This is a genomic window from Jiangella asiatica (genome assembly GCF_004349065.1).
In the GTDB taxonomy this organism is placed as follows: Bacteria; Actinomycetota; Actinomycetes; order Jiangellales; family Jiangellaceae; genus Jiangella; species Jiangella asiatica.
Genome location: NZ_SMKZ01000001.1, coordinates 407,051 through 423,181 on the forward strand (window position 1 = coordinate 407,051; position 16,131 = coordinate 423,181).

7 protein-coding genes and 2 pseudogenes are annotated in these 16,131 nt (G+C 71.7%); 7 read left to right on the plus strand and 2 right to left on the minus strand.

What is annotated here, in order from left to right:
• Position 1: 1 nt before the first annotated feature.
• Complete coding sequence (hutH, locus tag E1269_RS01730) at positions 2-1,552, minus strand: histidine ammonia-lyase (RefSeq protein ID WP_131890315.1); 1,551 nt, start codon at positions 1,550-1,552, stop codon at positions 2-4.
• A 79-nt stretch (positions 1,553-1,631) separates the two neighbouring features.
• On the opposite strand from hutH, the gene E1269_RS01735 reads away from it, so the two are divergent.
• The 4 genes and pseudogenes from E1269_RS01735 to E1269_RS34540 all read left to right on the plus strand — a co-directional run.
• A complete protein-coding gene (locus E1269_RS01735) occupies positions 1,632-2,396 on the plus strand; it encodes an IclR family transcriptional regulator (protein WP_131890317.1) in 765 nt (254 codons plus the stop codon).
• A gap of 44 nt (positions 2,397-2,440) precedes the next feature.
• On the plus strand, positions 2,441-3,940 hold the full coding sequence (locus tag E1269_RS01740) for an amidohydrolase family protein (protein ID WP_131890319.1): 1,500 nt from the start codon (positions 2,441-2,443) through the stop codon (positions 3,938-3,940).
• A gap of 491 nt (positions 3,941-4,431) precedes the next feature.
• Positions 4,432-7,956 (plus strand): annotated as a pseudogene (locus E1269_RS01745) (ThuA domain-containing protein); the annotation flags it as partial.
• 45 nt (positions 7,957-8,001) lie between these two features.
• Positions 8,002-9,438 (plus strand): annotated as a pseudogene (locus E1269_RS34540) (3-keto-alpha-glucoside-1,2-lyase-like domain-containing protein); the annotation flags it as partial.
• Between the two features lie 6 nt (positions 9,439-9,444).
• Here the strand turns inward: E1269_RS34540 and E1269_RS01750 are convergent.
• On the minus strand, positions 9,445-12,825 hold the full coding sequence (locus E1269_RS01750; RefSeq protein WP_131890323.1) for a lamin tail domain-containing metallophosphoesterase family protein: 3,381 nt from the start codon (positions 12,823-12,825) through the stop codon (positions 9,445-9,447).
• 149 nt (positions 12,826-12,974) lie between these two features.
• Between E1269_RS01750 and E1269_RS01755 the strand changes: the two genes are divergently transcribed.
• From E1269_RS01755 to E1269_RS01765, 3 genes are read left to right on the plus strand one after another with little or no spacing between them, the layout of a single operon-like run.
• A complete protein-coding gene (locus E1269_RS01755) occupies positions 12,975-13,766 on the plus strand; it encodes a histidine phosphatase family protein (RefSeq protein WP_162606174.1) in 792 nt (263 codons plus the stop codon).
• Positions 13,763-14,536, plus strand: a complete 774-nt coding sequence (locus E1269_RS01760) for an endonuclease/exonuclease/phosphatase family protein (RefSeq protein ID WP_131890327.1) — start codon at positions 13,763-13,765, stop codon at positions 14,534-14,536. The genes E1269_RS01755 and E1269_RS01760 overlap by 4 nt, the downstream gene beginning before the upstream one ends.
• Complete coding sequence (locus E1269_RS01765; protein ID WP_131890329.1) at positions 14,533-16,068, plus strand: ABC transporter substrate-binding protein; 1,536 nt, start codon at positions 14,533-14,535, stop codon at positions 16,066-16,068. Before E1269_RS01760 ends, E1269_RS01765 begins: the two co-directional genes overlap by 4 nt.
• Positions 16,069-16,131: the final 63 nt, after the last annotated feature.

Here is a 16,131-nt window from a genome sequence, read left to right on the forward strand (position 1 = left end):
GTCAGTGCAGCGGCCCTGCCGCGGCGGCGATGGCGTCGTTGTGTATCAGTTCGAGGACGGTGTCGATCTCGGGTGTGAGGTGGCGGTCTGGTCCGGGGCCGGGTACGTGGGTTCGGATGAGGTCGCGGACGGCGCCGGTGCGGGGGGCGGGGGTCAGTGGTGCGCGTAGGTCCAGGGCTCGGGCGGCGGTGAGTAGTTCGATGGCCAGGACCCGCGTGAGCCCGTCGATGGCGCGGCGTAGCTTGCGCCCAGCCGCCCAGCCCATCGAGACGTGGTCTTCTTGCATGGCGCTGGAGGGGATGGAGTCCACCGAGGCCGGTACGGCCAGCCGCTTGAGCTCGGAGACGATGCCGGCTTGGGTGTATTGGGCGATCATGTGCCCGGAGTCCACGCCGGGGTCGTGGGCCAGGAACGGCGCCAACCCGGCGTTGCGTGCCACGTCGAGGAACCGGTCGGTGCGCCGTTCGCAGATCGAGGCCAGGTCGGCCACGGCGATGGCGAGGAAGTCCAGCACGTACCCCAGCGGCGCGCCGTGGAAGTTGCCGTTGGACTCGACCCGCCCGTCGGGCATCACGACGGGGTTGTCCACGGCCGCGGCCAGCTCCCGCTCGGCGACGGTGACGGCGTGGGTCAGCGTGTCGCGGACCGCGCCGTGCACCTGCGGGGAGCAGCGCAGCGAGTAGGCGTCCTGGACGCGGGTGCACTGCGGGCCGCGGTGGCTGGCCACGATGGCCGACCCGGCCAGCAGCTCGCGCAGGTTGGTCGCGGACTCGCGCTGCCCCGGGTGCGGGCGCAGCGCCTGCAGGTCCTGGGCGAACACCCGGTCCGTGCCCAGCAGCGCCTCCACGCTCATCGCCGCGGCCACGTCGGCCACCGCCAGCAACCGGGCCAGGTCATGGGCGGCCAGCACCAGCATCCCGAGCATGCCATCGGTGCCGTTGATCAGCGCCAGGCCCTCCTTCTCCGCCAGCTGCACCGGTTCGAGCCCGGCGCCGGCCAGCGCGTCGGCCGCGGCCACCAGCGCACCCGACGCCTCACGCACCACCCCCTCACCCATCAGGGCCAGCGCACAATGGGCCAGCGGCGCCAGATCACCAGAACAACCCAGGCTGCCGTACTCGTACACCACCGGGGTGATGCCGGCATCGAGCATCGCCGCGTACGCGGCCGCGGTCTGCCACCGCACCCCGGTGCGCCCAGTGGCCAGCGTCGACAACCGCAACAGCATCAACGCCCGCACCACCTCACGCTCCACCTCCGGGCCGGACCCGGCCGCGTGGCTGCGGATCAGGCTGCGCTGCAGCCCCGCCCGCCGATCGGCCGGGATGTGCCGGGTGGCCAACGCACCAAACCCCGTCGACACCCCGTAGTAGGGCACATCGGCCACGGCCAGCTGTTCGACCACCTCACGGCTGCGCTCGACGGCCCTGCGCGCATCCGCACCCAATCGCACACCAACACCCCGCCGGGCCACCGCCACCACATCATCCACACTGACCGGCCCGACCCCGACCTCGATCTGCCGGGCGGCCGACGATGCCTGAACCGTCATGATGTCCATCTCAGCCGCCAGACCGGCCGGCACCAACCATCTCCGACGGAATGGTGTCTCGGATCTGAGACAATGAGCCATGGCCAACGCGCCAGCTGCCGGCCACGCGCTGGCGATCCTCAGCTATCTGGCCCGGCACGCCGAACCGATGCCGGCCGCGGCCATCGCCCGCGACCTGCGGCTACCCCGCTCCAGCGTCTACCATCTGCTGGCGGTGCTGGTCTCCGAGGGGTTCGTCGCGCATCTAACCGACGAGCGCCGTTATGGGCTCGGCGTCGCGTCGTTCGAGCTCGGGTCGGCCTACAGCCGGCAGGCGCCACTGCGGCGCATCGCCCGGACGTTGCTCGCGCGGCTCGTCGACGAGACGACACACAATGCGCATCTGGCCGTCCTGCACGGCCGCGATGTCCTCTACATCATCGAGGACCGCGCGGCCGGCCGGCCGCCGCTCGTCACCGACGTGGGCGTCCGGCTGCCCGCGCAGCTCACCGCCAGCGGCCTGGCGATGCTCGCGGCACTGCCCCGGCAGCAGGTGCGGGCGCTGTTCCCGTCCGGTGAGGCGTTCGTGCGGCGCCACGCGACCGGGATCGTCTCGCCCGGGGAGTTGCGCGCCGCCCTGGTGGACGTGAGGCAGCGCGGGTACGCGATCGAGGAGGGGTCCGTGACGCCCGGGTTCGCCTCGGTCGCCGCCGCGGTTCGCGACCACAACGGGCATTCCGTCGCCGCGGTCGCGGTCACGTTCCCGGCCAGCACTGTCGACGGCGCGGAGCGGGCGAGGCTCGCCGCTGCCGCCGTGCACATCGCCGAGGAGCTGTCCCGCCGGCTCGGCTTCCGGCAGCCCTGACCGGATGACATCGTTGAGGGCCACACCGGCTGAAGGGGTGCTCCATGACGTTCGATGTGGTGCTGGAGGGTGGCCGCGTCCTCGATCCCGAGACGGGCTTGGACGCGGTCCGCGACGTCGGCATGAACGGCGGGACCGTGACGGCCGTCGCGGCCGGCCCGCTGCCGGGCGCCCGCCTCCGCCTCGACGTCAGCGGGCTCGTCGTCGCGCCCGGGTTCGTCGACCTGCACAGCCACTCGCCGGGCATCCCCGAGCTCAGGCTCCAGGTTCTCGACGGCGTGACGACGGCCCTGGACCTGGAGGCAGGCGTCGGTCCGGTCGGCCCTGCGTACGAGCGGGCCGCGGCCGAGGGTCGGCCGGTCAACTACGGCTTCTCCGCGTCCTGGGCGTCGGCGCGGATGGCCGTGCTCGCCGGCGTCGACACTGAAGGCAGGCAGCGCGCGATCCTGGAGAACCTGGGGCATCCGGGATGGCACCGCTCCGCCGAACAGCACGAGGTCGACCGGATCATCGCCGCCGTCAGCGCGGATCTGGCCGACGGCGCACTCGGCGTCGGCTTCCTGCTCGGCTATGCGCCGGGCACCGACCCCGAGGAGTACCTCGCGGTGGCCCGGCTCGCGGCGGAGGCCGGCTGCGTCACCTTCACCCACACCCGCGCCCTGGCCGAGGACCACGTCCCCTCGGCCAACGGCGCGTCCGCCCCCGTGATCGACGGGGCGGAGGAGATCGTCAGGGCCGCCGGCCAGACCGGCGCGACCATGCACATGTGCCACGTGAACAGCGTGGCCAGCCGCCATGTCGACCGTGTTCTCGCCCTCGTCGACCGGGCGCGCTCGGAGGGGTCGCGCGTCTCCGTCGAGGCCTACCCCTACGGCTTCGCGATGACCGCCATCGGTGCGGTGTTCTTCGACCCGGACGTCATGGCCGCGCGGGGCCGCACCCCCGACTCTCTCGTCTACCTGAAGACCCGCGAACGCGTGCGCGACGCTGATCACTTGCGGCGGCTGCGCGAGAGCGACCCCGGCGGCCTGGTCGTCTCCGAGTACCTGCGCGAGGACGACCCCCACGATCGCGGCTTCCTGCTCCGCGCTCTCAGCTTCCCCGACACGGTGATCGCCAGCGACGCCATGCCGATCGTCTGGACCACCCCGCCACCGGACCCGATGCAGTGGCCTCTCCCACCGGGCGGGCTCACCCATCCGCGCACGGCCGGCACGTTCGCCCGCAGCATCCGCATGCTCACCAGGGACGACGCCGACCTCGAGCTGCTCGAGGCGATCCGCAGGTGCAGCCTGCTCCCGGCCCGGCTGGTGGAGGACATGGCGCCGGCGATGCGGCGGAAGGGCCGGGTTCAGGTCGGCTGCGACGCCGATCTCGCGGTCTTCGACCCCGCCACGCTCACCGACCGCGCCACCTACGGCGACAGCCCGCTGCCGTCCGTCGGCATGCGCCACGTCGTGGTCGGCGGCACCTTCGTCGTCCGCGACGGCGACATCGTCCCGGACGCGCTGCCCGGCGCCCCAGTACGCTCCGAGCCCCGCTAGCTGTCCCCATGATCATCAACGATCGTGGGCGTTATAGCACGGGTAATCGTTGATGATCATGGGGAGCGAACTGTCCTGCGGGCAATCCATGTGTCCGGTCGTGTCGTATGTCACATACCGATGCACTGATGGCAACGACAGCTGTCGACCCGGAGCGCTCGCGTAGGGAGTGACGCATGTTCGTTCGGTTCGTGCCATTGATCACCGGGATCGTCGCTCTGGCGATCGTCGCGCTGGGGACGGCCGTGGTCTCCCGGATGGCGCCGGGAGAGTGCGGAATGCCAGCTCGCCCGGTGCGGCGGGGCGTTCGCCCAACGGCTGACGGGCGCACCATGGCAGGCGGCGCCGTGGTCGTGGCGTGCGGCCCTGCCGCGATGACCGGGATTCGGGATCCGGTGACTCGACGTCTTGACAGAGCGGAGTGATCGTCGCCACTCTGGTTGGGGTAAGCGCTTTCCACCCTTCCGACGCCCCCGTGGACGGAGTCACGAATGCGCCGATCCAGCCTGCTCGCCGCCCTGTCCGTCAGCGCCCTGGTGCTGTCGTTGTCCGCGATCCCGTCCGCCGGCGCCCAGGACTTCGATGTCCAAGCCACCGAGGACACGATCGGTGACGACACCACCACCGACGACACCACAGAGGCGGCCCAGTTCCGGGCCCTGGTCTTCTCGAAGGTGACCGGCGAGGCCCACGAGTCCATCCCGGCCGGCGAGGCCCTCATCGAACAGCTCGGCGCCGAACACGACTTCGAGGTCGTGGTCGACGACGGCACGTCGCTGTTCAACGACGCCGACCTGGCCACGTTCGACGTCGTCGTCTTCAACAACACGCACTCCACACCGGAGAGCGGCGACCTGTTGTCGGCGGCGGAACGCGAGGCGTTCACGCGGTACATCCAGAACGGCGGCGGGTACGTCGGGCTGCACTCGGCGGCGGACTCCGAGCGGAACTGGGAGTGGTACGGCGGACTGGTCGGCGCGTACTTCTCCGACCACCCGGACTTCAGCGCGACCGGCGGGACGTTCCCGGGCCGGATCACGGTGCTCGACCAGGTGCACCCGTCGACGCGGGAGCTGCCGCAGCTGTGGGAGCGCGCGGAAGAGTGGTACGACCTCGCCACCAACCCCACCGGCGACGTCCACGTCCTGGCCGAGGTCAAACAGCGCGACGGCATCCCCGATCTGGACACCGGCGTGCACCACCCGTTCTCCTGGTGTCAGGTCTACGACGGCGGCCGGTCGTGGTTCACCGCGGGTGGGCACGACGCCGCCGCCTTCGAGGAGCCCGCGTTCGTGGGCCACCTGCTCGGCGGCATCCAGTGGGCCGCCGGCGCGGTGCCCGGCGACTGCGGCGCCACCGACGAGGACAGCTTCGCGACCACGCAGCTCACCGACGACCTCGCCGACCCGTTCGAACTGGAGGTCACGCCGGATCGCCGGGTCATCTACATCCAGCGCACCGGGCAGATCAAGATGATCGACCAGGAGACGCTCGAGGTCTCGACCATCGGCGACCTCGAGCTGGGGCTCAGCACCGCCCGGCACTCCGACGGCCTGACCGGATTCGCCCTGGACCCGGAGTTCGCCGACAACGGCTGGCTGTACGTGATGTACTCCGACCCCGACGTCGCACAGATCAACATCTCCAGGTTGACCTTCGACTTCGAGACCGACCTGGTGGACATGGAGTCCGAGCGACGCCTGCTGTCGTTCCCGACCTGGCGTGACGTTGGCCTGGCCAACGTGCACATGGGCGGTGCGGTCGAGTTCGGCCCGGACGGCAGCCTTTACGCCTCGATGGGGGACAACACCGACTTCTCCCAGTCGGGCAACTTCGCGCCCATCGACGAGCGGCCAGACCGCGCGCCCTGGGACGCGCAGGCAACCTCCGCCAACACCAACGACCTGCGCGGCAAGGTGATCCGGATCATCCCGACGGACGACGGCGGCTACGAGATCCCCGAGGGCAACCTGTTCCCGCCCGAGACCTCGGACCCGGAGCTGACCCGGCCGGAGATCTTCGCGATGGGCTTTCGCAACCCGTTCCGGATGACCGTCGACCAGCAGACCGGCGAGGTGCTCGTGGCCGACTACGGCCCGGACGCCACCCAGCCCAACCCGGACCGCGGACCGGAGGGCATCGTGGAGTGGAACGTGATCAGCGAGGCCGGCAACTACGGCTGGCCGCACTGCGTCGGCAACAACATCCCGTACATCGACTACGACTTCGCCACCGGGGAGTCCGGCGAGCCGTTCGACTGCGCCGGCGGACCGGTCAACGACTCACCGCACAACACCGGACTGCAGCAGCTCCCGCCGGTCCAGGAGGCGTTCGTCTGGTACTCCTACCAGGAGTCGCCGGACTTCCCCGAGCTGGGCACGGGTGGTGCTGGCCCGATGAGCGGTCCGGTCTACCACTACGACCCGGACCTGGAGTCCGACACCAAGTTCCCCGAGTACTACGACGGAAAGTGGTTCGTGTTCGAGTACGCCCGGCACTTCTACAAGACCATCACCCGGGTGGAGGAGGACCTGGAGTTCGAGGACGATCGGTTCGACCCGGTGGCCGCGGGTGACCTGCTGGCGATCAACCCGTTCCTCGACTCGACCACGTTCCGCGGCCCGTTCGACGCGACGTTCGGCCCGGACGGCTCGCTCTACGTCATCGACTTCGGCTCCGGCAGCGGTGCCGGCCGCGGCGACGTGAACGAGGGCGCCGGGATCTACCGGATCGACTACGTCGGCGGCGACCGGCCACCTGTCGTCCAGGCGACCGGTACGCCGACCTCGGGGCAGCTCCCGCTCACCGTCGCGTTCGACAGCGAGGGCACCGTCCATCCGGCCGGGCTGCCCATGACGTACCACTGGTCGTTCGGCGACGGCGCCACCTCCGACGAGCCGAACCCGTCGCACACGTACACCGAGGCGGGCAACTACACGGCACTGCTGACGGTCACCGACAGCAGGGAGCGCAGTTCCGTCGCCGCGGTCCGGGTCTCGGCCGGGAACAGCGCTCCGGAGGTGAACTTCGCCTGGCCACCGCACGGCGGCTTCTACGACTGGGGCGACGACATCGCCTACGACGTGACGGTGGAGGACGCCGAGGACGGCAGCACCGCGGATGGCACGATCGCCTGCGACACCGTGGTGGCCGGTGCGCTGCTCGGCCACGACCAGCATCAGCATCCGCTGGACAACTATCCGAACTGCACCGGCCTCGTGCCCACCATCACCGACGGCGGGCACGGACTGGACACCAACCTGTACTACGTCCTCGAGGCGACGTTCACCGACGCGGGCGCTCCCGGCGTCCAGCCGCTCACCGGCGGCGACTCGGTGCGACTGAACCCGAAGCGCAGGGAGGCCGAGCACTTCGCCGCGTCCGAGGGCGTCACCGTCTACGAGCGTCCACAGGCCAGCGCCGGGGCGCGGCTCGGCGACATCACCGACGGCGACTGGATCATGTTCGAGCCGGTGAACCTGACCAACATCGACTCGCTCACCGTCGGTGCGTCCTCCGGTGGCCTCGGCGGCACCATCGAGGTACGCCGCGACAGTCCCGACGGCGAGCTGATCGGGTCGGTCGACGTGCCGGTCACCGGCAGCTACGACACCGTCGTCGAACAGACCGGCGAGCTCACCGATCCGGGCGACACCTTCGCCCTGTACCTGGTGTTCCGTCACGACGAGTGGGTCTCGGGAGGGCCTGACCTGCTGGCGCTGGACTGGCTGCGGTTCAACGGCGCCGGTGTCACCGACCAGAGCGGTCCGCAGGTGACGGTCGAGGCGACACCGGAGCAGGGCACGGCGCCACTGGAGGTCTCCTTCACCGGTTCGGCGACCAGCCCGGAGGGTGCGGAGATCACCGGGTACAACTGGGACTTCGGCGACGGAGCCACGTCGGGCGAGCCGAACGTGACGCACACCTACACCGAACCGGGCGAGTACCACGCCGTCCTGACCGCGACCGACGCCGAGGGCCGCATCGGCTCGGCCGACGTGCGCATCACGGTCATCGAGCCGCAGCCGGAGTGCCTCGACGGCGGCGTCGACGAGTTCGACGGCGACGCGCTGGACCTGGGCTGCTGGTCCTCGATCGTCCGGCACGACCCCGACGGCTACCAGATCGCCGACGGGCGGCTGGTGCTGCCGACCGCGCACGGCGAGCTCACCGCGGCCAGGTCCGACGCCGCCAACCTGATCATGCGGCCGGTCCCCGATGGCGGATGGGAGGCCACCACCCGCGTCAGCATCGAGACGACGACGGCGTTCCAGCAGGCCGGGCTCGTGCTCCACGCCGGCGACGACGACTTCGCCAAAGCCGTGGTGATGGCACGCCCGGACGGCACCCGCCGGATGTCGTTCTTCACCGTCGCCGGCGGGCAGGAACGCAACACCGTCGACGACTACGTGGCCCTGCCCGCGGACTTCCCGACGACCTTCGACCTGCGGTTGACCAGCGACGGCCTCGAGGTCACCGCTTCGTACTCGGTGGACGGGGAGGAGTGGACGCCGCTGGGCCGGCCGTACGGGCTCGGCGCCGCCGCGCCGTGGAGCGTCGGGGTGGCCGCACTCTCCGGCGGGGATGGCGACCCCAACATCCCGGTCGTCGACGCGTCGTTCGACTGGCTCCGGCTCACCGGGGACGAGCCCCAGGTGTGCCCGGAGCCGGAGCCGCCGGCGGGCTTCACCGCGCTCTGGGACGGGAAGACGCTCGACGGCTGGCAGATGGCGGGCAACGGGTCGTTCACCGTCACCTCTGACTGCACGCTCATGAGCCGGGGCTCCGGTGGGCTGCTGTGGTACACGCCGGAGTCGTTCGGCGACTTCCACCTTCGCTTCGAGTACCGGATGAACAACCCGACCGACAACTCCGGGGCGTTCATGCGTTTCCCGGCACCGTTGGACTGGGAAGGACCGTGGGCCAGGCAGCCCGATGACAGCGTGCGCGGCTACGAGGCGCAGATCGAGGACAACCCCGACGGCGGCGACCCGCAGAAGACCGGTTCGATCTACAACTTCGCGACCATCACCGACCTTCTCGCCAAACCGATCGGGGAGTGGAACACGTACGAGATCCGGGCGGTCGGCCAGAGGTACTCGGTCTACCTCAACGGTGAGCTCGTGAACACGTACACCGGCGACGGGAGCCGGGCGTTGGAGGGACACCTCGGCTTCCAGAACCACCACGACGGCTCGGACGTGGAGTTCCGCGACGTGTGGATCGCCGAGGTCGAGCCGTCGGCCTGCCCGCAGCCCGACCCGCAGGCGACGGTGGTCGTCGGCGACGTGGACAGCGGCGTGCCCAACCGTGCCGCCGCCGACGGCTGCACGGTCAACGACCTCATCGACGAGGAGCGCGGCTGGGAGACGCCCGGCGCGTTCCTGCGCCACGTCGCCGAAGTCCTGGGCGTGCTGGTCGCCGACGGCGTCATCGACGAGCGGGAGCGGAGCCGGGTCCAGCGGGCCGCGGCCGAGTCCGGCATCGGACGGCGATAGCCGTGATCACGGGGATGACACCGTGAAGCTCCACAGCGGTGACCGCGCGGCCCGGCCGGCGGCGTCGAGCGCCTCGGTGAACCACACGTACCGCTGACCGGCGGCGAGCCCGGGCCAGGTGAGCGCGGCCGGGGACCCGTCGGCGGCGGGTACCGCGCCCAACGGCTCGCCCAGCGAGGCCAGGGCGAACGCGGCGGTCTCGACCCGCTTGTCGTAGACGTCGCCGAGGCCGACGGGGACGACGAACTCGTCGGCCTCGGCGCCGTAGGCGCCGCCCACGTAGTACTCACCGGCGTTGTGCTCGTCGCGCGACGGCGAGTACGTGTTGACCGACATCGTCTTGCCGTCCAGGTCGAACTGCAGCAGCCGCAGGAACCCGGTGTCCCGGAGGCCGTCGGCTCGGTAGCCCTGGTAGTTCGCGAGCACCTCGGTCACCACGCGGCCCTCGACGCCGTCGACGTCGTGCTTGACGGCGTGGGCCACGCCGTTGACGTGGCCGCTGAGCACGAGGAAGACGTTGTCGTACGGGCGCACGACCTCCTGCCAGATGCGCTCGCCGAGCGACGTCCAGCGATCGGCGTCCGGCCGCGTCGGGACGGCGTCGCGGTTGAGGTACTCGTGGGTGGACACGATGACGTTGTGGTCGGGATGGTCGGCGACGACGGAGGCGGCCCAGCCCAGCGTCTCGTCGCGGTCCGGGTACGCGACGAAGCCGAGGTTCAGCACGAGGAACCGGGCTCCGTCGATCTCCAGGATGTCGTAGTGGCTGACGTTGTCGCCGGGCCGCCAGGAGTCGCCGTACCACGCGCTGTCCTCGAACCGCTCCGGCGGGAAGTACGCGTTGAACAGTCCGGAGTCGCGGCCCCACTTGTTGTCGTGGTTGCCCGGCAGGATGCCGTAGGGCATGCCGGCGTCCTCGAGCACGCCCATGGCGTCGGAGGCGAACTGCCACTCGTCGCGGGCGCGGCTCTCCAGGTGGGTGCCCCACATCCAGTTCTGCACGATGTCGCCGACGTGCGCGGTGTACTCGATCTTGCGGGCGGCGGCGTTGCGCACCAGCCAGGACACCTGGTCGGCGTGGACGTCGCGGAACTGCTCGGTGAGCTGCTGGGGGTCCGGGAGCATGCCGATCGCGAAGTCGTAGTCGCCCGGGTCCTCGAAGGAGCCGTCGGCGGCACCGGTGAACGTGGCCCGGGTCGCCGGGCCGTCCTGCACGAGGACGCTGACGCGCCGGCCGCGGACACCCGTGTCGGCGTCGACCGCACCGGTGAGGGTGAGCTCGCCGCCGTCGCGTCCGGCGTCCGCGTCGAGCAGGTCCCACGCCTGCGACCGGTGGTTCCAGACGTAGAGCTGCAGTTCGCTGGCGCCGGTGGAGCGGCCGCTCCAGACGACGTCGAAGCTGTCCGGCACGTCGCCGGTCACGGTCAGCTCGAAGCGCTGGTAGGGGAAGCCCTCGGTCGCCTCGGTGACCAGTGGCTCGCCGTCCTGGCCGCGCAGCAGGTCCGCGGCGCTGCGCCGGGACTCGCCCGGCAGCTCGCGCTCGGCCGGCGGGGCGGTCGGGCTGGTGCCGGTGTAGACGGCGGCGGCGTTCTCCAGGACCGGCAGCCGCGGCCCGCCGCGAAACGTCACGTCGGCGGGATCACCGGCGGTGTGCCCGGCCCGCACCGACAGCGACGCCTCCCTGCTCACGTCGTCGGCTCCGTCGGCGGGCGCGAGCAGCGCCGGCGGCTCCGGGCGCGGCGCCGCGGGCACGTCGACCGGCTCGAGCTCGTCCGCGGGGATGTCGGCCGGAGCGCGCAGGTCGCCGGGTATGGCGCCGGGTGAGGCCGGTGCCCGGACGAAGTCGCGGACGTTGTCGCCGGTGTCCTGGTGCCGCTGGTGGGTCTCGCCGGCCGCGGTGTCCAGGAACGGCACCAGGGACACGCCGTCGGTACAGGGGCTGTACAGCGCGAAGTAGGCGCCGACCCGATCGGCCGGCCGGCCGGCGGCGTCGCGCACGATGAACCCGTAGCCGGCCTCGTCCGGTGGCGTGCCGGCAAGCGGGACGACGTGCGCCGCGCCCGGCTCGAGCGCGACACCGTCGAGGACCGCCACGGGCTCGAGCGCCCGCCGACCGTTCGCCAAGCAACGGTCGACGGTCCAGCCGTCCAGGTCGACGGCGCTGTCGCCGTCGTTGACCAGCTCGACGAACGGTGCTGCCGGGTCGTGCGTGAACTCGCTGACGCGGATGCCGGAGCCGCGGTTCTCGGCCGGAGCGGGCACGGAGACGGTGAAGTCGGCGGCGTTGTCGCCGGTGTTCCCGGTGCGCCGGTAGGTCTGGCCCGACGGGTAGTCCAGCCGGTCCGGGAGGGCGGCCCCCTGGCTGCACGGGCTGTCGATGGCCGGCTCATGCACCGCGTCGGACTCGTAGACGCCGACGGCGTCGACCACGCCGCCGCGCGCGTCCTCCACGAGCACGCCGAAGCCGTCCTCGGCCAGGACCGGCTCCGCGTAGCGCACGACGACGCCGCCGCCCGGCACGCTCGCGGACTCGTGCGCCACCACCAGGCCCTCGCCCGGTGGCAGCGTCGTCCCGGCCGGGAGCTGCGTCAGCACCCCGGCGGTCTGGCGGGCCCCGAGCGTCGTGCACACCGAGAGCCGCCAGCCGCCGACGTCGACGGCGTCGGCCCCGGTGTTGGTGAGCGCCACGAACTCGTCCGCGTCACCGCCGGGACCACCGTTCGCCAGCTCACTGACCAGGACGTCCCCGGCTCGCACACCAGGGTCGGGCCGGTCGGCGTTGGCGGCCGCGGGTGTGCGGGTGGCTCGGATGAAGTCGACGCCGACGTCGCCGGTGGCGCCCACACGCTGGTAGGACTGTCCGCGGGCGAAGTCCAGGGTGCTCGGCACCGGCGGGCCGCAGATGCTGTCGCGCGACTCCGGGGAGACGGCGATCCGGTCGACCAGCTGGGCCTGTCCGTCCTCGAGCCACACCCCCATCGCGTCGTCGGCCAGCGACGTGCTGAACACGCCGTCCGCGGTGCCGGTGAGGCTGGAGGTGCGGTGCGCGATAACGAACGTCTCGCCGGGCTCCAGCGTGACCCCGGTCAGCGGCGGCACCAGCGGACTGCCGCCGCGGCTGCCGCTCGCGCCACAGTGGTAGATGCGCCAGGAGTCCAGGTCGGCCGGCGCGTCGCCGTAGTTGGTCAGCTCGATGAAGGCGTCGTCGGCACCGGCCGGGCCACCGGCGGCCACCTCGCTGATGAGGACGTCCGCGACGGCGTCGGCCGAGCTGGCCGCGGGTGCCGTCACGACGGCGCCCGCGGCCAGCACCGCCCCGGTGAGGAGGGCACCGGCGAGCGCCGTCGTCCTGCGCGCGGCGACGATCCGGTCTCGAGAACGCGACATTTCCCTCACCTCTCACGTGATCCGGCGACGGTCACCTTGCTGCTCGCGCGCTGCCGCGGGCAATGCGGTTTCCCACCGTGCAACGCGGCGGTGTTGCACAGGGCGGAACCGCGTTGCCCGGTCGCACCGGGTTGGCCGACTCTGAGCCGGTGAGCGCGAGATGGCTGGTGGACGAGCCAGCGGCGGCCGACGCCCGCAGGGTGCGCCTGGTGCTGGTCCGGCACGGCGAGTCGACGTGGAACGCGGAGGGCCGCATCCAGGGGCACCTCGGGTCGGGGCTGTCCGAGCGCGGCCGGGCTCAGGCCGCCGACGCGGCGAAGCGGCTGCATGCTCTTCACCCGCGGGTCGCCGTCGTGACCAGCAGCGACCTCCCGCGGGTCATCGAGACCGCCGCGGCGTACACCGCCGTCACCGCGGCGGTCGTCGACCACGACCGCCGGCTGCGCGAGATCGACAACGGCGCCTGGAGCGGTCGCACCACCGCCGAGGTCGCGACGGCGCACCCCGAGCAGATCGCCGCGATCCGCCGCGGCGAGGACATCCCGCGCGGCGGCGGCGAGACGTTCGCCCAGCTGCGCGCGCGGGTCGACGTCGCGCTGCGGGACCTGGCCCGGCGGGTCGCTGGGCGCGTCGCCCGCCGCGCTGCCGGCGTCGACGCGCCCACCGAGCCCACGGCACTGGTGTTCACCCACGGTGGCCCCATCCGGGTGGCCGTCGCCACGGCGCTGCGGTTGCCCGCCGGCGGCCACGCCCTGCTGGAACCGCCGGGCAACTGCTCGGTGACCGAACTGTCCGCGCTGGTCGGGACCGACGGCGAGACGCTGGCGACGACACTCGTCGGCTACAACCACGATCCGCTCGACCCGGCCGGGCCGAGGACCGCCGCCGACGACGTCGCAGCGGCGGGTGCGCCGGCAGGTGCCGCGGGGAGGCGCGCGTGACCACCTTCGTGTCGATGACCTACAACATCTGGGGCGGACACTGGCTGGCCGAGCGCACCCCGGCGCTCCGCTGGCTTTTCGAGGTCCGCGAGCCCGACCTGCTCGCCGTCCAGGAACTGACGCCGTCGTCGCGCGACATCATCGACGCCGCCCTGCCCGGCCACCGGCGGGTGGACGACCCGTTCCCCGGATGGGCGGTCCAGAGCAACCTCTGGTGGCGCGACGACCTGTTCGCGATGGAGGAGTACGGTGCCGAGGACGTGGGCATCCGCGCCGAGCACGCGCGGCTGTTCTGGGTCCGGCTGCGGCCCGCCGGTTCCTCGTCGTCGTTCGTGTACAGCACAGCGCACCTGACCTGGCCGGGTCACCCGCAGGAGCGCGCCGACGACCTGAACCCCCGGGTCGGCCAGGCCCGTCAGGTCGCGGCCGCCCTGGACCGGCTGGCCGGCGAGGGCCCGTGCGTCTTCACCGTCGACATCAACGACTACGCGCGGCCCCTGTGGGTCCTGCGTGCGGCCGGCTTCGCGGACTCGTTCGCGGCGCTGGGCCGCAGCTCGCCGATCACTCACCCCGTCGTGCCGCTGATCGGGCCCGGCCGCGGCTGGTCCGCTCCCGAGCCCGTGGCCAAGGCGATCGACTGGCAGTTTCATCGCGGCTCGCTGCGGCCGCGCTGCGCCGAGGTCGTCGAGTTCTTCCACGAGGGCGTGGCTCCCTCTGACCACAAGCCCGTGGTCGTCACCTACACGCTGCCTGACAAGGAGAAGCCATGATTCGCAGCCGGGCACACCGTCCGCTGGCACTGGGCGCCGCCGCCGTCCTGGCCCTGGGGCTCGCCGCATGCGGCGCCGACGAGGAGACCGGCTCCGACGGTGAGCAGGTCCTCCGCGTCGCGCCGAGCGTGGCTCCGGTCTCGCTCGACCCGCACGGCGAACAGTCCGCCGAGGAGGGCGTCCAGGAGATCGTCCAGCACCTGCTCGACCCCCTCGTGCGGCTGGAGGACGGCGAGTTCGTGCCGGTGCTGGCCGAGTCGTGGGAGAACCCCGACGACCTGACGTGGGTGTTCCACCTGCGCGACGACGTCACGTTCCACGACGGGACTCCGCTGACCGCGGCGGACGTCAAGGCCTCAGCGGAACGGCTGATCGAGCTGAACGGTCCGCTCGCGCCGCTGTGGTCGGCCGTGGCGGCCGTCGAGGCCACCGACGAGCACACCGTGACCATCCGGACCGCACAACCCCTCGGCACGGTGATCAGTACCGTCTCGTTGCTGTTCGTGGGGCCGGCCGACCGCATCGGCGAGGACGACTTCTGGCGCGAGCCGGTGGGCTCCGGGCCGTTCGTGTTCGAGGAGTTCCTGCCCGACGAGCGCGTCGTGATGACGGCCAACGAGGACTACTGGGACGGTGCGCCGGAACTGGACCGGCTGGAGTTCACCTACATTCCGGAGATCTCCGCACGCCTGACCGCGCTGGAGACCGGCGAGGTGGACCTGACCACCGGCGTGCCGCCGGACCAGGCCCCGTCGGTCCAGGACAACGACGACATCGTCTTCGAGACGGTGCCCAGCTACACGTACTACTTCACCTGGTTCAACTCAAGCCGCGAGCCGTTCACCGACCCCAGGGTGCGGCAGGCGATGTGGCACGCCGTGGACATCGAGAGCGCCGTCGCCGACCTGTTCGGCGACGCCGCGACGGTCGCGCGCGGCCCGATCCCGCAGGACGTCTTCGGAGCCAGCCAGCACGAGCCGTACGGCTACGACCCGGACCTGGCCCGCCAGCTGCTCGCCGAGGCCGGCTACCCCGACGGCTTCAGCACGACCCTGCAGTGGCCGCGCGAGTCCGGCGCCAACATCCGCGCGCTCGCGCAGACCTTCATGTCCGACTGGTCCGAGATCGGTGTCACCGTCGAACCGCTGGAGAAGGAGCGGGCGCAGTGGATCGAGGACCTCAACGCGCTGAACTGGGACATGAACCTGCAGACGAACAGCGTCGGGACCGGTGACGCCGACTACACGCTCGGGCGGCTGTACACCTGCGAGGCCAACCGCAACGGGTTCTGCAACGAGGAGCTCGACCAGCTCCTGCTCGGTGCGCGCTCGGCGCTGGACCCGGAGGAGCGCACCGCCCTGTACGAGCAGGCGGCCGCGCTGATCTGGGACCAGGCGGTCGGCATCTTCCCGATGGACCTGGCCAACAACGTGGCGTATCGCGACCGCGTGGAGGGCTTCGAGATGCCCGCGAACGGCCGGGCGCGCTTCCACGACGTGTCGGTCACCGGGGACGCCGGCGAGGTCTACTGAGCACCTCATCCTCGACCCACCCATGAGGTGGGTGACCGGGGGACGGGGTAGCGCGGCACGGGC